General features: G+C 42.5%; 15 protein-coding genes. 5 read left to right on the forward strand and 10 right to left on the reverse strand.

Annotated features, from left to right (window positions below; genetic code table 11):
* Nucleotides 1-5: 5 nt before the first annotated feature.
* Nucleotides 6-1,178, reverse strand: a complete 1,173-nt coding sequence (locus ACFSJE_RS01505; protein ID WP_379829207.1) for a 2-isopropylmalate synthase — start codon at nucleotides 1,176-1,178, stop codon at nucleotides 6-8.
* A 148-nt stretch (nucleotides 1,179-1,326) separates the two neighbouring features.
* Here ACFSJE_RS01505 and ACFSJE_RS01510 point away from each other — a divergent pair, with 148 nt between their 5' ends.
* On the forward strand, nucleotides 1,327-2,871 hold the full coding sequence (locus ACFSJE_RS01510; RefSeq protein ID WP_379829208.1) for a hypothetical protein: 1,545 nt from the start codon (nucleotides 1,327-1,329) through the stop codon (nucleotides 2,869-2,871).
* Here ACFSJE_RS01510 and ACFSJE_RS01515 read toward each other — a convergent pair.
* Both ACFSJE_RS01515 and panB read right to left on the reverse strand, forming a co-directional pair.
* Nucleotides 2,868-3,569, reverse strand: coding sequence for an RluA family pseudouridine synthase (locus tag ACFSJE_RS01515; RefSeq protein WP_379829209.1), 702 nt, complete (start codon nucleotides 3,567-3,569; stop codon nucleotides 2,868-2,870). The genes ACFSJE_RS01510 and ACFSJE_RS01515 overlap by 4 nt on opposite strands.
* A 19-nt stretch (nucleotides 3,570-3,588) precedes the next feature.
* Entirely contained in the window at nucleotides 3,589-4,407 is an 819-nt protein-coding gene (gene panB, locus ACFSJE_RS01520; RefSeq protein WP_379829210.1) for a 3-methyl-2-oxobutanoate hydroxymethyltransferase, read from the reverse strand.
* Nucleotides 4,408-4,479: 72 nt separating this feature from the next.
* Between panB and ACFSJE_RS01525 the strand changes: the two genes are divergently transcribed.
* Entirely contained in the window at nucleotides 4,480-4,959 is a 480-nt protein-coding gene (locus ACFSJE_RS01525; protein ID WP_379829211.1) for a nuclear transport factor 2 family protein, read from the forward strand.
* On the opposite strand, the gene ACFSJE_RS01530 is transcribed toward ACFSJE_RS01525, so the two are convergent.
* Nucleotides 4,956-6,380 carry an L-serine ammonia-lyase gene (locus ACFSJE_RS01530; protein ID WP_379829212.1) on the reverse strand — a complete coding sequence of 475 codons (1,425 nt, stop codon included), beginning with the start codon at nucleotides 6,378-6,380 and terminating at the stop codon, nucleotides 4,956-4,958. The genes ACFSJE_RS01525 and ACFSJE_RS01530 overlap by 4 nt on opposite strands.
* A gap of 229 nt (nucleotides 6,381-6,609) precedes the next feature.
* On the opposite strand from ACFSJE_RS01530, the gene dnaK reads away from it, so the two are divergent.
* Nucleotides 6,610-8,520, forward strand: a complete 1,911-nt coding sequence (gene dnaK, locus ACFSJE_RS01535; protein ID WP_379829213.1) for a molecular chaperone DnaK — start codon at nucleotides 6,610-6,612, stop codon at nucleotides 8,518-8,520.
* 69 nt (nucleotides 8,521-8,589) lie between these two features.
* Here the strand turns inward: dnaK and ACFSJE_RS01540 are convergent, their stop codons facing one another.
* Together ACFSJE_RS01540 and ACFSJE_RS01545 are read right to left on the reverse strand one after the other, a co-directional pair.
* Nucleotides 8,590-9,234 (reverse strand): response regulator transcription factor, encoded by a 645-nt coding sequence (locus ACFSJE_RS01540; RefSeq protein WP_379829214.1) that lies wholly within the window; start codon nucleotides 9,232-9,234, stop codon nucleotides 8,590-8,592.
* Between the two features lie 664 nt (nucleotides 9,235-9,898).
* Complete coding sequence (locus ACFSJE_RS01545; protein WP_379829215.1) at nucleotides 9,899-10,744, reverse strand: TolB-like translocation protein; 846 nt, start codon at nucleotides 10,742-10,744, stop codon at nucleotides 9,899-9,901.
* 433 nt (nucleotides 10,745-11,177) lie between these two features.
* Between ACFSJE_RS01545 and ACFSJE_RS01550 the strand changes: the two genes are divergently transcribed.
* The gene (locus tag ACFSJE_RS01550) at nucleotides 11,178-12,659 is read left to right on the forward strand and encodes a potassium/proton antiporter (RefSeq protein ID WP_379829216.1); all 1,482 of its coding nucleotides are present in this window, start codon (nucleotides 11,178-11,180) and stop codon (nucleotides 12,657-12,659) included.
* Here the strand turns inward: ACFSJE_RS01550 and ACFSJE_RS01555 are convergent.
* Nucleotides 12,656-13,702 carry a DUF4421 family protein gene (locus tag ACFSJE_RS01555; protein WP_379829217.1) on the reverse strand — a complete coding sequence of 349 codons (1,047 nt, stop codon included), beginning with the start codon at nucleotides 13,700-13,702 and terminating at the stop codon, nucleotides 12,656-12,658. The two genes, ACFSJE_RS01550 and ACFSJE_RS01555, sit on opposite strands and share 4 nt — an antisense overlap.
* A 69-nt stretch (nucleotides 13,703-13,771) precedes the next feature.
* The gene (locus ACFSJE_RS01560; protein WP_379829218.1) at nucleotides 13,772-14,161 is read right to left on the reverse strand and encodes a DoxX family protein; all 390 of its coding nucleotides are present in this window, start codon (nucleotides 14,159-14,161) and stop codon (nucleotides 13,772-13,774) included.
* Nucleotides 14,162-14,473: 312 nt separating this feature from the next.
* Between ACFSJE_RS01560 and ACFSJE_RS01565 the strand changes: the two genes are divergently transcribed.
* On the forward strand, nucleotides 14,474-17,239 hold the full coding sequence (locus ACFSJE_RS01565) for a DUF5695 domain-containing protein (RefSeq protein ID WP_379829219.1): 2,766 nt from the start codon (nucleotides 14,474-14,476) through the stop codon (nucleotides 17,237-17,239).
* A gap of 85 nt (nucleotides 17,240-17,324) precedes the next feature.
* Here ACFSJE_RS01565 and ACFSJE_RS01570 read toward each other — a convergent pair whose 3' ends face one another.
* Both ACFSJE_RS01570 and ACFSJE_RS01575 read right to left on the reverse strand, forming a co-directional pair.
* The gene (locus ACFSJE_RS01570; protein ID WP_379829220.1) at nucleotides 17,325-17,909 is read right to left on the reverse strand and encodes a porin family protein; all 585 of its coding nucleotides are present in this window, start codon (nucleotides 17,907-17,909) and stop codon (nucleotides 17,325-17,327) included.
* 226 nt (nucleotides 17,910-18,135) lie between these two features.
* Nucleotides 18,136-21,540 carry a PVC-type heme-binding CxxCH protein gene (locus ACFSJE_RS01575; RefSeq protein WP_379829221.1) on the reverse strand — a complete coding sequence of 1,135 codons (3,405 nt, stop codon included), beginning with the start codon at nucleotides 21,538-21,540 and terminating at the stop codon, nucleotides 18,136-18,138.
* Nucleotide 21,541 lies beyond the last annotated feature (1 nt).

Below are 21,541 nucleotides of genomic sequence, written 5' to 3' on the forward strand. Positions count from 1 at the left end.
AGGTATTAAGCGATGCTTTGAATGCTGATATTGCTGGTCTCCACAATTTGGTGGATATCCTCATCCAAAATTTCCTTTTTCTGGTCCGCAAACTTCAAGAAATTTTCATAGACCACATCCAATTGAACCTTGGTCAACTCGTAACCCACCTTTTTGGCTCTGTAAGCCAAGGCAGCACGGCCACTTCTTGCGGTCAACACAATGGAGGATTCATTGACGCCCACATCTTTTGGGTCAATGATTTCATACGTTTCTCGTTGTTTGATGACACCATCTTGGTGAATACCTGAACTGTGTGCAAAAGCATTGGCGCCAACAATGGCCTTATTGGGCTGCACGGGCATTCCCATTTTTTGGGAGACCATTCGGCTCGTATCCCAAAGCAATTTGCTGTTGATGCCAGTGTCCAAATTCAAATAAGGGTGTTGTCTTAGAATCATAACCACTTCTTCCAAAGAAGTGTTTCCAGCACGCTCTCCAATACCATTGATGGTACACTCAATCTGACGTGCGCCATTGATTACCCCTGCGATGGAGTTGGCAGTGGCCAAGCCCAAATCATTATGGCAGTGGCAAGAAAGTATGGCCTTATCAATACCTTTTACGTTCTCCTTCAAGTATTTCATCTTGGCGCCGTATTCCTCAGGAAGACAATATCCGGTGGTGTCAGGAATGTTGAGAACGGTTGCACCAGCTTTAATGACAGCTTCACAAACTTGGGCTAAAAACTCATTATCGGTACGTCCTGCATCCTCGGCATAAAACTCAACATCCTCAACGAAAGTTTTGGCATAGGCAACGGCGTCCACGGCACGTTCTATGATTTTTTCGCGGGTAGAGTTGAATTTGAACTGAATGTGGGAATCGGAGGTTCCAATTCCAGTATGGATTCTTGGTTTTTTTGCTGCTTTAATGGCCTCGGCGGCCACTTCAATATCTTTTTTCACGGCGCGTGTAAGTCCACAGACCGTTGCATTTTTGACCAATTTTGAGATTTCGTGTACAGATTTGAAATCGCCAGGGCTAGAAATTGGGAAGCCTGCTTCAATCACATCCACGCCCAAATCATCCAGACGTTTAGCGATCACCAATTTTTGCTCCGTGTCCAACTTACATCCAGGAACTTGTTCTCCGTCTCTCAGTGTCGTATCAAAAATTTGTACCTTATCTTTACCCATTATTTTTTTGTCTGTTTCTTCTAAGTACTACGAAAATAGAGAAGGATAGGGGAAGAATAAAAAAAGGCTTGAATCCTTTACAACGTTAAATTGTATTCACTATAATATAATATATTGAAATACAAATAGTTAAATTATATTTTTTACGATGACAAATGCCAGTAAGGACGCGTTGTTCGTGTTGATAAAATCGCTTTCCAAATCGGAAAAACGTCAATTTAAGCTGTATGTCGGCCGTTTGGGTGTCAATACGGATGCAAAGTTTTTGGCGCTTTTTAATCTTTTGGACAAAATGCGGAAGTATGATGAGCGTCAAATTTTGGAGAGTGGTATTGTAAAAAAAGCACAGCTTTCCAATTTAAAGGCACATTTGTACAAGCAAATTTTGGTAAGTCTTCGGTTGAACCCGGTGAACCAAAATGCACGTGTGCAGATTCGGGAGCAGTTGGATTTTGCCACTATTCTCTATCAAAAAGGGTTGTACAAACAAAGTTTGAAGATTTTGGACAAGGCCAAAACATTTGCTATCGAGCATGAAGAAAAGAACGTGGCCTATGAGATTGTGGAGTTGGAAAAGGTCATAGAGACCCAATACATCACCCGGAGTATTCCAGATAGGGCCGATGAACTTGCGGTACAGGCCAAAGAACTTTCGGCACAGAACGTAATGACGAGCAAACTCTCCAACCTTTCCTTGCAGTTGTATGGAATGATGCTGAAAGTAGGGTATGTTCGAAGTGATGAAGACCTTCAAAAAGTAAAAACCTATTTTGAAACCCATTTGCCAGCTTACGAGTTGGATAAATTAGGTTTTCGGGAAAAATTATGGTTGTATAAGGCACATTTGTGGTACAGTTTGTTGATTCAGGACTTTTTGTCAGCCTACAAATATGCCAGTAAGTGGGTGGACCTTTTTTATGATAATGAAGAGATGATTCCGTTGAATCCGGTATTCTTTTTAAAGGGCAATCATTATCTTTTGGAGTCCATCTTTTTTGTGAAGTATGCTTCGCAGTTCAGGGAAACCTTGGACCGCTTGGAGGCACAGGTTGAACATCCGGATTTTCCCCAGAACGACAATATTGCGTCCCTTGCATTTTTGTATATCAACTCCAACAAATTGAACCTTCATTTCTTGGAAGGGACTTTTGACAAGGGGTTGTATTTGGTGAACATCATTGAATACGGCATCAAAAAACATCGGGAGCGAATCGATGAACACCACATCATGTTGCTCTACTATAAAATCGCTTGTCTGTATTTTGGAAACGGGGACAACAAGAATTGCATTGTTTACCTAAAAAAGATTATTTCAAACAAGAATTTGAAAATGCGGGAAGACCTCATGTGTTTTGCCAGGGTGTTGAGCTTGGTGGCGCATTATGAGGCAGGCATGGATTATCATTTGGAAGTTCAGCTTAAAAGCACCTATAAGTTTTTGTTGAAAATGAACGACTTACATGCTGTTCAAAAAGAGATGATCAAATTTTTAAGAGGTTTGGGAGACATCTACCCCCATGAGCTCAAAAATGAATTCCAAAAATTGTACAATGAGCTGAAAAAATACGAGAACCACCCTTATGAAAAACGGGCATTTTTGTATTTGGATATCCTTTCTTGGTTGGAAAGTCACTTGGAAAACAAACCTGTGGGACAAATTATTCGCGAAAAGGCACTTGCAGTTACCCGCTAAAGACAAGCTTTCCAAACGGGGTCATCTGGAGGTGGAGCTAAAAATGTGATGGTCTCCTTTTGGACAGGGTGTTCCAGTTCAAGACTTCGAGCATGTAAATGGATACCTCCATCCTTGTTGCTTCGGTCTGCCCCGTATTTTAAATCACCCTTTATGTAGCAGCCCATTGCAGCCAATTGCGCCCGGATTTGATGGTGCCGTCCAGTCTTCAAATCTATTTCCAGGAGGTAATAGTTATCCAATTTTTTCAGGAGTTTATATTCCAAAACGGCCTTTTTGCTGTTTGGGACCTCCTTATCATGCGCATAGGACTTGTTTTGTTTAGGATTGCGAACGAGCCAATGCGTCAGGGTTTCTTGATGGTCTTTTGGTGCATTTTGGACCACAGCCCAATACATTTTTTTGGTATATCCTTCAGAAAACATTTTGTTGAGTCTTGGCAAGGCTTTGGAGGTTTTTGCAAAAAGAACAATTCCCGAAGTGGGCCTATCCAACCGGTGCACTACGCCCAAATAGACATTTCCGGGCTTGTTGTATTTTTTCTTGAGGTATTCTTTTACAACCTCGCTCAACGGGGAATCTCCGGTCTTATCACCCTGAACGATGTCGCCCACCCGTTTATTGATGACAATAAGGTGGTTATCCTCAAAAAGGACTTGAAGATTGGATGGATTGGAATGGGGAGTGTTAATTGGCAATTGGCAATTGTTAATTGAATCAATATGATTCTTCATCATTCGGAAAATCCCTGCTTTTTACATCGTCCACATATTGAGAAATGGCAGCGCTCATCTCATCATACAGATTCATGTATCTTCTCAAAAAACGAGGGTGGAATTCGTGGGTCATGCCCAATAGGTCGTGGACTACCAAAACTTGACCATCAACTCCATTTCCGGCACCAATACCAATAACGGGGATTGAGACGCTTTCCGCCACTTCTTTGGCCAGTTGGGCAGGTATTTTTTCCAGAACAATACCAAAACAGCCCAATTCTTCCAGTAGTTTGGCATCATCCTTCAACTTTTGAGCTTCTTCCTCTTCTTTGGCCCGAACCGTGTACGTTCCAAATTTATAGATGGATTGGGGGGTAAGCCCCAAATGTCCCATAACAGGAATCCCCGCTTGAAGAATTCGACTCACAGATTCCTTTATTTCATTGCCACCTTCCACTTTTATGGCATGGGCACCACTTTCCTTCATAATTCGTATGGCGGAGCGAAGCGCCTCCTTGGAGTCACTTTGGTAACTCCCAAAAGGAATATCCACAACTACCAAGGCCCTTTTCGCCGCACGCACCACTGAACTGGCATGATAAATCATCTGATCTAAGGTAATGGGCAATGTGGTTTCATGACCTGCGATGACATTACTGGCAGAATCTCCTACCAAAATTACATCCACATTTGCGGCATCCACAATTTTCGCCATGGAGTAGTCATAAGAGGTGAGCATGGAAATTTTTTCACCACTTTGCTTCATTTCAATCAAGGATTTCACCGTGACCCTTTTGTATTCTTTTTTGGCAACAGACATTTGGTTCATTTTTACTGGATAAATGTAAGCAGATTTGTTTAATTTGGGGGTCAATCAAAAAACTACAGTATCATGAGAATTGCATTCAGTTTGGCATTTTTTTGCCTATTATTCAACAATGTAAGCGCCCAAGGGCCTAATCCTGCCGGTTTGGAGGAGCAAGAAAAGGTAAAGCAGGTCATCCAAACTTTCTTTGATGGATTCCACAAACAAGATTCCACTATTATTAAAAGTACGGTCGCTGACAGGGTCGTGCTTCAAACCACAGGCAAGGACCAAGAGGGTAACACCCGTTTCAGGGAAGAGGAATTTTCAAAATTCCTGACGTCCATCTGCAGCATTCCGGATAGTGTCAAATTTCAGGAAAAGTTGACTTCGTTTTCCATTCAAGTGGACCGAACCATGGCCAATGCTTGGGTAGGGTATGAGTTTTGGTTGAATGATGAATTCAGTCATTGCGGTATCAATTCCTTTCAATTGGTTGATTTTGATGGGGAGTGGAAAATCATTTACCTAATAGACACCCGAGGAAAAGAAGGGTGTTTGAACTAACAATCACTTAAAAATACACCTACGGCCAAACCGCCTTCGGAGGTTTCCTTGTATTTGGAACTCATATCCTTGGCGGTTTCCCACATGGTGTTGACCACCTTGTCCAAAGGAACTTTGGCTTCTTTTGGGTCGGTATCCAAGGCGAGTTCGGCAGCATTGATGGCTTTAATGGCACCCATGGCATTGCGCTCAATGCAGGGTACTTGGACCAAACCACCAATGGGGTCGCAGGTGAGTCCCAAATGATGCTCCATGGCAATCTCCGCAGCAATCAACACTTGTTCTGGGGAACCGCCCATAAGTTCGGTGAGTCCGGCTGCGGCCATGGCTGAAGACACCCCGATTTCCGCTTGGCACCCGCCCATGGCAGCAGATATGGTGGCTCCTTTTTTAAATATGCTTCCTACTTCGCTTGCCACCAACAAAAACTGACGGACATCATCAAAGTCGGCATCATGATTTTCAATGACCATATAATACATTAAAACGGCAGGAATAACCCCCGCGCTTCCATTGGTTGGGGCCGTGACCACCCTTCCCAAGGATGCATTGACCTCGTTCACGCTTAGCGCAAAACAGCTAACCCATTTAATGATTTGACGGAATTTCACCTCAGTTTCGCGTATGCTTTCCAACCATTCCTGTGGATTGGAGTAGGGGGTGTCACCTTTCAATTTTTGGTGCATTTCAAAAGCGCGTCGCTTTACATTGAGCCCACCAGGAAGTTTTCCTTCGGTATGGCAACCTGTGTACATGCATTCCAGCATGGTATTCCAGATGTGATGAAGTCCTTCATCAATTTCAGAAGCGGTGCGTAGGGATAGTTCATTCTCAAGAACAATCTCAGAAATGGATTTGCCTTGTTCCAGACAGTGTTGGAGCAATTCATTTCCAGTTTTTACGGGATGTGGAAACGTATTGAAAGTCGCTTTGTTTTCTTTAGCATGAATCCGTTCTTCCTTGACCACAAACCCACCACCAATGGAATAATATGTTTCTGAGATTTTTTTGCTGTTTGTTAATTGTGCTTCAAATTGGATGGCATTGGAATGAAAGGGTAAAAATTCCTTTTTGAAAACAATATCATTGACGAAATCGAAAGGGATTTCACGTAGACCACCAAAATTCAATTTTTTGGAGGCTTTAATTTGTTGAAGGCTGTTATCAATACTGTCAATGGGAACCGTAACTGGGTCGGTGCCCAACAATCCCATCACAACAGCGATATCCGTAGCGTGACCTTTGCCAGTCAAGGAGAGGGAACCGTAAAGCGATACTTTGATTTTATCAACATCATCAAAAACTTTTTGTTCTTTAAGCTCCCTTATCCATCGTTCCGCAGCCCTCCATGGGCCCAGCGTATGGGAACTGGAAGGCCCCACACCAATTTTAAGCATATCAAACACGCTGATACATTCCATATAGGCAATTTACTATGTCAAATATAGTAAGCTCCCTTAATATAAAAGTCGGAATTCGATGAGAAGGGACACTTTGTAATTTGTGGTGACACACCTGCAATTTTGCCCAATTCCATGCTAAATCCCATCAAATTGCTGACACCTTGTCATATTCTGCCGCATGGCATAATCATTGACCTTTACTGTGCGAGCTTAAAAAGAACTGTAAACAGATATAACTTTAGATACGATGAGCAAAATTATAGGTATAGACTTGGGTACGACCAACTCCTGTGTCTCTGTAATGGAAGGTAACGAACCGGTGGTAATTCCAAATGCCGAAGGTAAACGTACCACTCCTTCTGTAATTGCATTTGTAGAAGGTGGAGAAATAAAGGTGGGAGATCCTGCCAAAAGACAGGCGGTCACCAACCCCAACAAAACGATTTATTCAATTAAGCGATTCATGGGTAACAAATACTCTGAATCCAAAAAAGAAGCAGACCGAGTTCCTTACAAAGTGGTAAAGGGCGACAATGATACTCCACGTGTGGATATTGATGGTCGTTTGTACACCCCTCAAGAACTTTCGGCTATGATTCTTCAAAAAATGAAGAAAACAGCCGAGGATTACTTGGGTCAGGATGTCACCCGTGCGGTAATCACCGTTCCTGCATACTTTAACGATTCCCAAAGACAGGCCACCAAAGAAGCTGGTGAAATTGCCGGTCTTACTGTGGAGCGAATCATCAACGAGCCCACCGCAGCCTCTTTGGCCTACGGTCTTGATAAAAAAGATACCGACCAAAAGATTGTGGTGTTTGACTTTGGTGGTGGTACGCACGACGTTTCCATCTTGGAATTGGGTGACGGTGTTTTTGAAGTATTGTCAACCGATGGTGACACACACCTTGGTGGTGACGATGTTGACCAAAAAATCATTGACTGGTTGGCCGAGGAGTTCATGAAAGACGAGGATATGGATCTTCGTAAGGATGCCATGGCACTTCAGCGTTTGCGTGAAGCTGCGGAAAAGGCAAAAATTGAATTGTCATCTTCTGCACAGACAGAAATCAACCTGCCTTACGTAACTGCTACGGCATCAGGACCAAAGCACTTGGTAAGAACACTATCACGTGCCAAGTTTGAACAATTGATTGAGGACTTGGTAAAAAGAACCATTGATCCTTGTGAGAAGGCGTTGAAATCTGCCGGTCTTTCAAAAAGTGACATTGATGAGATCATTTTGGTAGGTGGTTCTACCCGTATCCCTGCGGTACAGGAAGCCGTTGAGAAATTCTTCGGCAAGAAACCATCCAAAGGGGTTAACCCAGATGAGGTTGTGGCCATTGGAGCCGCTATCCAAGGTGGTGTATTGACAGGGGATGTAAAAGACGTACTCTTGTTGGATGTAACCCCACTTTCATTGGGTATCGAGACCATGGGAAGCGTGTTTACTAAATTGATTGAAGCGAACACTACAATTCCTACCAAAAAGTCACAGGTATTTTCTACTGCGGCGGACAATCAACCTTCGGTTGAAATTCATGTATTGCAAGGAGAGCGTCCTATGGCAGCAGATAACAAAACCATTGGTAGGTTCCACTTGGACGGTATTCCGCCAGCGCCAAGAGGTACACCACAGATTGAAGTAACCTTCGACATTGATGCCAACGGTATCATCAAGGTTTCTGCAACGGACAAAGCCACGAACAAGACGCAAGATATCCGTATCGAGGCATCTTCTGGTTTGACCGAAGAAGAAATCAAAAAGATGAAGGCCGAAGCTGAAGCCAATGCCGAAGCTGATAAAAAAGCGAAGGAAACCGCTGATAAATTGAACGAGGCTGATGCCATGATCTTCCAAACGGAGAAGCAATTGAAGGAGTTCGGCGATAAATTGTCCGATGACAAGAAAAAACCGATTGAAGGTGCTTTGGAAGAATTGAAGAAAGCCTACGAGACCAAGGATGTAGCTGTTATTGAACCTGCTTTGGAGAAAATCAACGAAGCATGGAAGGTAGCTTCCGAGGAAATGTACAAGGCTCAAGCTGATGCGGCCCAAGCTAACGGTGCTGATACCGCTGGAGCGGAGGGAGCAGCTGGTGGCGCCAAAGAAGGCGATAACGTAGAAGACGTAGACTTCGAAGAAGTCAAGTAAAAACTTCTAAATAATAGATTAAAAAACCCTGACCAGTGGTCAGGGTTTTTTGTTGCTTGGTTTTGGGGATTACGCAGCATTCAATTGCCGCATTTCCATTTCCCGAAGCTTTTGTAGGGCCTCGGATTTTGAGTTAACATTTAGTTTTACATAAATGTTCTGAATGTGAAAGTTCACCGCGCTCGGTGTTACACAAAGTCGATCTGCAATCATTTTGTACGTGAATCCTTGGGTAAGGAGTTCAATGATTTGGTTTTCCTTTCGTGAGAAGGAATCAAACGTCTTCATTTGAAAGGAGCTGATGATTTTTTTAGCGATGTCATGTTCCAAGGCTACGCCATGTTGGTCTAGGGCCTCAACCGCATTGAACAACCGCTCTTTGGTCAGTGGTTTGGTAAGGTAACCACTAGCTCCTTTTTTAAACGCTTCTTTGATGAGTTTAAAATCGTTCTTTTTACTCATCATCAAGACCTTAAGGTCTTCGTCCTTTCTAAGCAGATATTCCAGTCCATCAATTCCAGAGATTCCAGCTAAGGAAACTTCCGAAATCACAATATCAGGATTGGTGCGTCCAAAATTGGACAATAGGTCGTGCACAGAATTATAGATGCCGTGCAATTCATACGCCATCACATTTTCAAAATAATACCTATAGATGGGAGATAGGCTCGCATCATTGTCAATGATTGCAATTTTTAAAGGGTTAGTTTTCATGATAAGAAAGATTTGGGGGTCTGACTCTTTTACATAATTCGCCTTCCATTCGGCCCAAATAGGGCAAAAGGTATTCCATTCGAAGTATTTTCAAAGTTGATAAAACGACCAAACCAAAAGCATTTTCCACGTAAAGTAGGTTTACGGAAATACCGGTGGCATACATCAAAATTGAATATACCGACACTAATCCCAAAAAGGGATTACATCAAAAATAAAGTTTAGAAAAGGTTGTAGGTTACCTAAAAATGAAGTTGAAAATAGTCTTTAGGAATTCCTTTTTTCCGAGAGTTGTAGTTTTTTTTCATGACTAAAAGATTTGGGTTTGTATTATTTCAAGAATTAAAGTAGAACTTTTTTTAGTTCAATAGACGAAATTGTAGCTTTTTTCGTTCAAATGCATTTTGCATTTTAAGGGATACAAGGGTACAAAAGCATGTAAATTACTGGTAATCAAAATTATAAACAAAAAAACAGGACACCTTTTTTGGTATCCTGTTTCTGCTGAAAAAAATCGGTCAGATTGAAATAATACAACCCGCTTTCTATGATAGACTGTCAGTTCCCCCTGTCTTTCTTATCATGGTCATGAGTGTTTCGATCTCGGCTATGAAATAGAATCAAATGACACCTCAGGTATGGTTGACCGATTATTTTGTTTTATCTATTTGTCCTCGAATGAGTTGCTGGTGTATTCCACGCCTTCATGCATTGCAGTTTGAAGCGTATTACCGTTGTCCGCAACATCATCGTATTTGTTTTGGTCCTTCTTAGAACTGCCATAAGCCACAGTATATTGTGATATGGTATGATTTTGACCTCTATTGCTCACTACAAAGCCCAATCCTTTTTCTGGACTCAACTGAATGGCATAGTCATCACTATCACTATTGATATGGTTGCCCAAGTTTACAGAAGGAGTAAGGGTGTTCATCACCACTTGCGTGGCATAAAGGTCCAATCCGCCTAAGCCATCGCGTCCTTCTGAAGCAAAGAACAACAAGGTTCCATTGTATAAGCTAGGGTAAAGTTCATCTTCTTTGGTATTGACTTTGGGTCCAAGGTTTTTGGATACGCCCAGGCTACCATCTGCTTTGATGTCGGCTACATAGATATCATATTTTCCATAACTTCCTTTCATGTTGGAAGCGAAGAACAAACGCTTTCCATCTTCGGAAACGGTTGGATGTTTGGCGGAGTAATATTTAGAACAAACTTCCATTTTGGTGACGTTCTTCCATTCACCATTAATATTTTCGGCTCTGTATATTTCGTGAATCACTTCTTTTTTGGAGAAGACTCCATATAAAGGCTTTTGCTCAGTTACTTTACTGAAGTAAGCTGTTTTTCCGTCTTTGGTGATGGTCATGGAGGGAACATACCCATCAATGGTAGATAGGTTACCATCCAAAGTTGTACTGACTAAGTCTTTGGCCATTTGGGCCTTGGCAGTTGCACTGCAAAATAGCATTCCTGAAACAAGTAGGCTGTAAAAGATTGAACGTGTCATGATATTAGATTTGGGGGTTAATACATCACAAAGATCAAAAAGATTCACAGGGAATACTTATGAATTTTTCATAGGTTTTCAATTTTAACGGATAAAAAGTGTATTTCATCGAAAAAATTTTAGACGTTTTATCAATTCTGAACTTCGATATACCGATAAACGAGGAATTTAGGTCGATAAACGAGGGTTTTTAACGATGAAATAATTCAGGTCCTGTTGTTTTTTGACTTCTTAAGGACTGTTTTTCAACAGGATGCATTCCAAATAAGTAGGTTTTATCTGGAATTTCATGCAAAAACCATTTGTTGTCATAAATAAAGATAGAGTTGTTAGAAGACTTTGAAACAACTAGCAAATAGCCCGATTTGGTGTAACTTCGCCTTCGCTAAAAATAGTCCGTGAACGCTTGGAAGGGCTACTTTGAAGAGAACGAATGGAGATTACCATAGAAAATATCATCCTTGTTGGGTCGCTATTACTCCTTATAAGTATTATAGCGGGCAAAACCAGTTATCGATTTGGTATACCCACCTTATTGCTTTTTTTGACGATAGGGATGCTTGCTGGCTCAGATGGAATTGGGGGGATTAATTTTGATAATCCAAAGATTGCACAGTTCGTCGGTGTGGTTTCTTTAAATTTTATTTTGTTCTCCGGCGGATTGGACACTAGTTGGCAATCCGTAAAGCCTGTTTTAAAGGAAGGCATCATGCTTTCCACCTTGGGCGTTTTACTTACTGCGGTAGGGCTGGGCTATTTTGTTTTTCTGATTACTGATTTTACGCTGTTCGAAAGTTTGTTGCTCGGAGCGATAGTTTCCTCCACCGATGCAGCTGCGGTATTTTCAATTCTAAGAGGTAAGAATCTTGCGCTAAAAAAGAATTTGCGGCCAACGCTTGAATTGGAAAGTGGGAGTAATGATCCCATGGCTTACGTATTGACCATTGCTTTTCTGTCCTTGGTTCAACATCCAGAAAAGAGCATACTTTCTGTCCTCCCCATATTTTTTATGCAAATGGCGATTGGAGGTATTTCCGGCTTTCTCTTTGGAAAACTGAGCAAGATTGTCATCAATAGGATTCAACTGGATTTTGAAGGACTTTACCCTGTACTCACCATTGCGTTGATGTTTATAACCTTCTCCACGACCGATGCTCTCGGTGGAAACGGGTTTTTGGCTATTTATATCTGTTCGGTATACTTGGGCAACCAAAACTTGATTCATAAAAAGACCATCATGCGGATGTTTGATGGTTTGGCATGGCTCATGCAAATTGTGCTCTTCCTTACCCTTGGACTATTGGTTTTTCCATCCGAGATAGTTCCTTTTATGGGTATAGGACTTTTGATTTCCTTGTTTTTGATTTTCGTTGCCCGCCCTGTTGCTGTATTCCTTTCCTTGATACCGTTCAAAATGAAATTGAGGCGCAGATTCTACATCTCGTGGGTAGGATTGCGTGGGGCGGTCCCTATAGTATTTGCAACCTATCCACTTTTGGCTGGGATAGATAAAGCACACATCATCTTCAATATCGTTTTCTTTGTGTCGCTCACGTCCGTACTCATCCAGGGGAGCACCCTTACCATTGTGGCGAAGTGGCTGCATGTTGGACTTCCCGAAAAGGCCAAGGCAATGTCGCCGACGGATGAATTGCTTTCAGAGCACCCCAAAGCGCTGATGAAAGAAATAAAAATTGAGGAAGGTTGCCCAGCCGCAGGATTGAAAATCGTGAATTTGAACTTTCCGAAGAAAGCCATCATCGCAATGATAGAGCGCGACGGAAACTACCTCACCCCAAACGGGTCTACCGTTATTGAGGCAAACGATAAGCTGGTGGTACTTACGGATAAAGCTGAAATTCTGGAAAAGGTTTACGCTTCCCTCTCACAGCAATACGAGGATGAAGGCACCTAATTCCCTGTAAACGGTTTAAACAATTTTTTCACCAAAGTGGGTGGCTCAAAACGATACCCTACGTACAAGACGCCATAAAACTGGTCATTTTCAGTTCTTGAATTTTGCCCTTCATTGTACCAACTCGAATTAAACGTGAGGTTGGCACCAAAAATGACCTTCTTTGAGCTATACCCCAAGTTGAGCCCAGTGGAGATGGAACGGGTAAAATAACTATCTGTATCAATATCTGTGACTGTTCCATCCAATGTGGTGTTTTGGGAAAAGCGAATGCCTAGCGATGGGGAAAGATTGCCGGACACAAACCAATTTTCATGTAACACATAGGTGTAATAATAACTTGGAGCAAGTCTGATGTTAAAGAACCGCTCTTTGCTGTCTATGTCCAGTTCATTGAAGGTAAAAGTGTTGTAGTCATAAAATAACGTAGCTACAAAGCTGCCACTGCTTTTCTTTTGCCATTCATTTTGATACACGATATTTCGGTACGAAAAATTGGGATTGAAAACATATGAAGTGGACATCCCATATTTGGAACTGGTGAGGTTGCTGAACTGAAGATAAGGGTCTGTGCCTTCTGTCCAGTCCGGAGCAAAGTCGCCCATATTTTTAACGTAATAACCCGACACCTTACTATATTCCAAGGCTTGCACCCATTTCCCAAGAAAAAAACGAAAGCGATAATCTGTAAATGAGGATTCCCCTTTTAGGCCCTCGTCTGAATTGGCTCCGAGAAATTTTGGAACTACACCCACACTGACGCCCAAAAACTCATAATCCAACGAAAGAAACAAGCGGTACACGTTGTTGGGAATAAGATGCAATCGTGTGCCATCGTCCTCATTAAGATATTGGTATTCATCTGTTTGGGTTTCAAGATTGGCCTTTACAATAATCTTATCCAAATAGGGAACAAGATAAGTGGTGTCTCTTTGGGTTGAATCACCTTGTGAAATGCCCAATGTCGTCAAAAAGGAAAAGCAAATTAAGACCAGTCCTGATGAAGGCCTAAGATGAGGTCGAAATTCCGTGCCGGTGTTCATGCAAACACAAGATACACAGCTTATCTGATACTTTCTTGGTTTTCTTTGAATTGTATTTCCCTGAAGATTTTACAGATAGTTCTTCAGGATTGGGATTTGATGACGGTTCAGCCAAGCCAGAATCAAACAGAAAATAAACGTAACAGCGGCTAGAGTAAATAAGGTTCCACCATCATTTTGCACCACAATACCTAATTGCGTCAAATGGGAGAAAATGGCCCCGGCCATGAGTCCAATACCCAAGAGAGCCCCTGCCCAGGTTGTTCTAGGGATGAGAATAAGAATGGCGGTGATCAGTTCAAGGATTCCAATGCCAATTCGGCCAAACGGTTCAAGTCCCAAGGTTTCAAAAATGTAAACCGACTCAGGTGCAGCGGAAAATTTAAAGTAAAGGGTTTGTAACAGGATTACGGCAGGAACAATTTTAAGCGCTAGATTGATGATGGATTTTAGGTTCATTGTTGTCAGTGTTTTTAGGATACCCTAACTTGGTCGTAAAAGTTTGATTCAGATAACTTTAAAAATGTCAGAAAGTTTTCAAAATGCTTCCGCATTAGAGTGTATCCATTAAAAGAGTATCACTGATTTCGACAATATAGTACCATAACTCGCTAATATTTAGTGCAGAATCCATGCGCTTAGTCCTAATTTTACTGGAATTGCTTTTTACCTACTGATTTTTAATGTGTTGAAAAGGCGATGTATTAAGTTGGAACAGAAACAGTAAGTAGGAGCAAAACCAATCGTCACTTAAAATTGAAAACAAATACCATGAAAAAATCAGCCGACCAACGCTTCGTTTTATTTTTGATCAGTTGTGCTTTTTTCGGTCTATCCCTAAGTGCACAATCCACAGAGATAGAGACAATAAGTACAGATGACTTCGAAGTGGAATTCAATAATAGGGGAATTTCAAGCTTTTGGTCAAAATCTGATGAGCACAAGGCCAACATTGTTGGAAGAAGAGGTGTTTGGGGCGATGCTGACATAAAGTACAGAGTTGCGGATGGTGATTGGCTCAACATTTATAAAGGAGCATCCTCACGGGAAGTTATATCTCCGGAGAAAGTTAAGTACACCGATTACAAAGAAGGGGTGGTCCTAAAAATGGAGCGGACCTTTGAGCGCGTTGGAAATGGTATTGACTGGACCATTAAACTGGAATCCATGTTTGATTACCCAATGACCATTGGCGATTTTTCAATTCCTATTCCATGGCCAAGACCTTCAGGCGAGGAACCCAACTATATATTTGAAGAAACCTTCATTAAACACCAATATATTGGTGGCAACAGTTCGTTTATTTACTTCTCTAGACCCTCAGGGGAGCCTCCTTTTTTGGTGTTGATGACAAAACCGGGCACCAAATTGGAGTATTTTGATTCTGCATCAGGCTATTCTGCCCATATTCATTCCCAATGGGCGGCCGCGCAAGAGGAGGGAAGCTGGCGCATGGAGAATACCGCCGTGGAACTTGCTCCAAAAGGAAAAACGGGCAGCAGCGTTGAATACGGATTTCGAATGCAATGGGTGAACAGTTATGACGAATTAAGGGATGCACTTTACCAAAACAATCTTTTTGATGTTCGTGTGGTTCCCGGAATGACCGTTCCGCAGGGTTTGAGTGCTAAATTTTCATTGCGTACCAAAAATAAGATAGACTCCATTTCTGCCGAGTTTCCCGAGCAGACTAAAATAAATTTCATCAAGGAAAAGGAAAAAGACCTGTACATCTACGAAGTACAATTTGAACGTTTGGGTGAAAACAAGCTCACCATCCATTATAATGGGGACGAAAAATCCATATTGGAGTTTTTCTCCACGGAACCTGTGGAAACCTTGATCAAAAAGCGAAGTACCTTTTTAACGCAGTCACAACAGCACAAAGACCCATCCAAATGGTACAATGGCCTATATTCAGTTTGGGACATGAGTGAAGGTGTACTCCGTGGACCAGATAATACCGATGGTTTTGACCATTGGTGGGGCTATGTGTTGGCCAGTGATGATATTGGTCTAGTGAAAGCACCCTACATCGCCTCCAAGAATGTTCATTTTCCTGATGATGATGAAATAGCCTCTGTGGAATATCACATCGAAAACTACGTTTGGGGAGGCCTTCAACGTACTACTGAGGAAACAAACCCTTACGGAGTGCACGGAGTGCCTAACTGGCATGAGGCCAGGGACCCACTATTAAGGGCAAGGTCGAGGGACTACAATTTGGACAAAATGAAAATATGGAGGTCCTATGATTACCCCCACATTGCAAAAATGTATTACCACATGTTCCAAATTGCGGAGTATTATCCGGATAAGGTCCATTATTTGGATGCAAAAGGGTATTTGGAGCGCGCTTTTCAAACGGCCAAAGCCTATTTTACCTATCCTTATCAAATCCTACCTTGGTATGACACTTATAAATGGGGCTGCTATAATGAATTGATTATTATTCCCCTCATAAAGGATTTGGAACGCTACGGTAGAAAATCCGATGCAGATTGGTTACGTAAGGAATGGGAGAAAAAGGTAAAGTATTTTGTGTATGACGACAAGTACCCGTTTCGTTCCGAATATAGCATTGACCGAACTGCTTTTGAATCCAGTTACGCTTTTGCCAAATATGGTACCCTTAACAAAATGCAGCCGGATGAAAAACTGTGGTACGATGTCAATCTAGAAAAATGGTATTCACACCCCAATGTGGATCAGGAGGACAGCAGGGATTTCATGAACAGACAGAATACGGCCGGACTTGCGGTTCGTGGCTGGGTAAATCCCACCTATTATTCCTTGGGTTCAGATGATTCCGAAGGAGGCGGATTGAGCTACATGGCACGTATGGGAGGATGGAGTATTTTGGATTATGGTCTCCATTTTGCCGACAAACCCTTTGATTGGATTCAGTTGGGATATGCCTCCTATTTGAGTTCTTATGCACTGATGAATACAGGGACCGAAGAAAGCAACTATGGCTATTGGTTTCCTGGAAAAGAAAATGATGGCGCACTCGGTTGGGCTTTCAATTCACAAAAACATGGTAGAATTTGGCTCCAAGGACGAGAAATTGAACGTGGCCCATGGAATTATGATGGAGAAGCCGATTTGGGTATGGGAGCCATTGAACATACCGCAACCACCGTACTGGTCAACGACCCCATTTTTGAATGGTTCGCTTATGGTGGAAATCTTGAAGAGAACAATGATGATTTTTCCATTGTACCAAAAGATGGTCTGCGCACCCGTTTTGCCATTGTGGCCAATGACACAAGGTTTCAAATGGAGTTGGAACGCGATGGATTTGCAAAGGATGTGCCCATTTCAGTTTCCAAATCCTTGAATGAAGTTCGTTTTGTTTTGGAGAATCGCGCGGACAAGCGTCATCGTACAAAACTAAATCTGGAAACCTATGGAAACCAAACCTTCGAATGTTTTGTGGATGGTAAGTCGGTCAAAATAAAAAAGGAGGGCAACATGCAAACTGTTGAGATTCCAGTATCAGGGAAAACACACAATATAACCCTTACATTGAACTAAGGGAAACCGTTAAATAACCACTAAATAACCAATGAAAAAGCCCCATGTAAAAGTGGGGCTTTTGCTTTTTGTATGGATTGACGTATTAGAACATGAATCCAAGTCCAGCAGACCATACGGAATTATGTAAATCCACATCCTCTATCATTTCAGAGAAGCCGTAGCTATATCTTCCTTGGATAAAGAATCCACTAGGAAATTTATACTCAAGTCCAGCGGCACCCTGAAGGTCAAACCCATTGATGGAGTCTGTGTCAAAATCACCACCGTCTTCTGTTGGGTCAAAATCTATCTCTTCATTCACTTTAAAACCAAACTGTGGTCCAGCCTGAATGTTAAGTCCATCTGCAATGTAGAATTTCAAAAGTACAGGCACCTGAATGTAGTCCACTTGAAATTGGGCATCCGGCGTATCTGGCTCATCGGTAATATCAAAACCTTGGGCTGAGTAATACACCTCTGGTTGTAGGGAAACATGGTCAGACAAAGGAGCTTCGGCCAAAAGACCCAAATAAAATGAAGTCCTGGAATCTGGGCTATCAAAATCATCACCAGCCACTGTGGCAAAATTTGCACCACCACGTACTCCTAATTGTACGTTGTTCGTGTTTTGGGCGAGACAAATAGATCCCACCATAAGAGCTGCTATAATCAATACATTTTTTTTCATCATCATTAAGATTTAAGGGTTATTGATTGTTATCATCGCAAACGAAAGTAGTATGCAATAATCCGCAGGGTTGACCCAATGAGCACAAAAATTGACGGAAACAAATAAGTATCACATTATCAAGTTATTAAAAGTGTAAGTTGATGAGTAAATAGAATTATGAAGTATCCGAAAACAAAGAGAGCCCCATTTTGGGGCTCTTTTACATGCGTTTGAATTACGTCACCTATTCTGTTTTAAGGCTGCTTAAAAAGGTGATGAGGTCTCTGAGTTCCCGTTTGGAAACCATTTTACCCATCGCCGGCATTCCAGATGGTAAATTTCTTCTGCTTTGTATCCGTGAGTGCGCAACTTCCAACGGTTCGGCATCTGAGGTTCGCAAAATGAGTCCCTCTTCGTTCTCTTCCTCCAAAAGTCCGGTTACTTCCTGTCCGTTGGTCAGGGTCAGGGTTACACTCCCAAAACCAGGGGCTATCCGTTTTGAAGGTTCAATCAAGGCTTCCAAAATCTGTTCTCGTGATAGTATATTTCCAATATTATCTAAAGCAGGCCCCACTTTTCCACCGGCACCTCCCAAGGCATGACAGCGCACACACTGAGCGGTAGGATTGCTCATAAAGACAGTTTGTCCATCCCATCGGTTACCTCCATGGAGGGTTTCGGTATAAGCATCTGTTCCATAACCTTGGTTCTGCAGCGTCGCTAGTTGGTCATTCAATTTTTGGGAGCCGTTATTTGAGGCAGCTTCAATTAAATCCAGCATGACTTCGTCATCGATCCCCCCCCGAATGGCTTGCTGAACCAAACTTGAAAGCACCGTTTCGCTTTTTTCTTGAGGCATCTTGGACAAGACTTCCAGTACAGCCTGTTGTTCGCCCGTTCCACCCTTGCTGAAAATAGGATTTACAACTCCAGGTAATTCTTCTTTTGTCAGGGAGAGTTCTCCGATTAAGCTTACGGCGGTTCGTCTTACCAGAGCATTTTCGTCACTCATGCCCATGCGCATTACCTGAGCCAATCCGTCATAACCTGAGCTACCCAAGGCGTTCAAGGCTTCGGACCTTGCTTGGGGTGAAGGATGGGTTCTCAGAATTTGCACCAAACGGGTTTCATGTCCTTTTAGTTGAAGGTTGGATACTAATTTTAATGCACCAACCAATACTTCAGGGTTGTTATCATTCAAGAAGCCAGACATATTTCCGCTCAATTTATTTTGAATGGGTTCCAGGGGCCTGGATACTTCACCCAAATGATATCCGTCCACGCGGTCCATTACAGATGGTTCTATCCAAGTGCTCAATGCGGCCAAAGCTTCGCCCCGTAACACAGAAGAAGCATTTTCATTCATGGCGTAACCTATCAAATCATCCAATTGTTTTTCCCCGCCCACCCGAAGCGCGGCATTAATGGCACGGCGAATTAGGGGTTCAGAGCTCGATTTTGGATTTTCCAATAGCGCCGCCAATTGAGGCAGGGCTTTTTCAATTCCTCTATCATCATTTATGGCCCGGGCGGCCTCCGTTACAATATATTCATCAGCATCGCTTAGGAAAGTGGCTACTTCGGGACGCTTCATTCTGCGTAAAACAAGGACAGCCGCAATTTTAAGGGAACGATTTTCGCTTTTTGCCAATTCCACCAAAGGTTGATAATCACCAATTCTTGAAAGGGCCAATACGGCTGCATGTCTCAGGTAAATGTCTTTGTCCGCATTTTTGGCGAGCATATCCAATAAGGGTTGTACTGCATCCTTGGCTTTTATTCGACCTAGTGCCTGAGCTGCGAAAAATTGGATTCTTGGATGTTCGGATTGTAAGAGCGAAATCATTTTTTCACTTCCTTCAGATTGACGTACATCTCCAAGTACTTTTAAACTTTGGGCCACAATTTCTGGGTCTGGGTCGTTCAAAAGTTCCAAAAGGATATCAGCTTTATCCAAATCTTTTGCAGCCTGTTGACCAATACCCCAAATGGCATGGATGCGCGCCAATTGATTGGTATTTTCCTCCGCTACACTTTTTAATTTTCGATACCCCCAAAAGGTACTTTTTGCCAATTGAAACTGTGCTTTTTGTCGGATGCGCATATCTGGGTATTGAAGCAATTCGGCCAACTCACTTGTGCTCAACTCCTCAAAATCGGTCGTCATCCATTTTTGGGTTTCTTCCCGTTGTTCCGCTAGATCATTTTCAGATTCGGTTACATCCAACTTCCAGACACGCCCAGAATTTTTGGTTCCCCAGCCATTCATCCAGTCGGCCAAATAGAGTGCGCCATCTGGCCCAAATTTTATCGCCGTGGGCAATATGCCGCTAATCATGTCCACTTCAGAATTGAGTTCAAATGATGCGCCTTTTGGTTTTAAATCGAAAGACCAAATGTGGGAAAGCGAAGGGTCTCCTACAAATTCCACCAAAAAGAATTTGTCCACCCAATCTGAACCTAATGCAGTTCCAGGGTTAAATTGCATTCCTGTTGGACCATTATGGTAGTTCATGATAGGAGGGATGATATGGGCCGCTTGGCCTTCCCATCGAGGCTGATAGAACCGTTCGTCCATCCATACTTTATATTCATTGTTTTTGGGGTCGGTGTACTTTCCATATTGCCAGTTGGAACGCCATCCAGCATCCGAACCTTCCACAATGTGTACCAATCGCTCACTTTCACCGCGGTGGTCCCCATCATTGTCTGAAGAGATGATATTTCCGTATTTGTCAAAAACAAATTCGTGCGTATTTCTTAACCCATGGGCATATACCTCAAAGTTGGACCCATCGGGATTGCAACGGACAATCACCCCTTGGTTGGGATATGGATAACGATTACCATCTTTATCCGTGATATTGGCACCGATATCGCCAATACCCCAATAGAGTTTTCCATCCGGACCCATGATTGCTCCCGACATGCCATGACCACTGAAACCAATATGGATTCCGAATCCAGTGGCCAAGGAAGTTTTGGTATCGAATACTTCGTCCCCGTTGGTGTCTTCCATGCGCCACATGTCTGGGGCGATACCAACAAATAGGTTTTCACCATCTACGAGTAGAGCGTTGGCCACATCGCTTTCCACGGAATTAAAATCATGGACGACGCGAGTCGCTTTCTCGGCCATCCCGTCGTTATCAGCATCTTCCAAACGCCATACTTCATCTTCTTCCACGGCTAAATCCTTCCAATCATGGCTGCCATCTAGGTTAAGGTCTGCAACCCAAGAATTTTCTTCACTTTTTTCTGGAGCAAAGGTCTCGTGTAGAAAAGCGATTCGGTCAGCAACAGATTCAAAGCTATTGGAAGCGGTCATCCAATGGCGATATCCCCGAATATCAAATTCGGAGTTTTTTTGTCGATTGGTCCGGGTAAAGAAAATTCTTCCCTGGGGATCAATATCCATTGCAATAGGGTCTGGAGCTAGAGTGTCCGGTGCCCACAGTTGAAGCCTAAGTCCATCAGCAATCTGTATTGTACCTACTTTATCGGCCTCAGCGGCTTCTGCATTGAGGTAGGTGGTGTCCAGCTCAATTACAATGGGCTCTTCAATGGGTTTTAGGGGTTCTTTTTTGCAAGAAACAATGATGAATATGCCGTGTAGAAGTATCACAGCTAAAAATTTTATGCGCCTCATT

Origin of the sequence: Flagellimonas iocasae (genome assembly GCF_042682725.1) — a bacterium.
Taxonomy (GTDB): Bacteria; Bacteroidota; Bacteroidia; order Flavobacteriales; family Flavobacteriaceae; genus Flagellimonas; species Flagellimonas iocasae.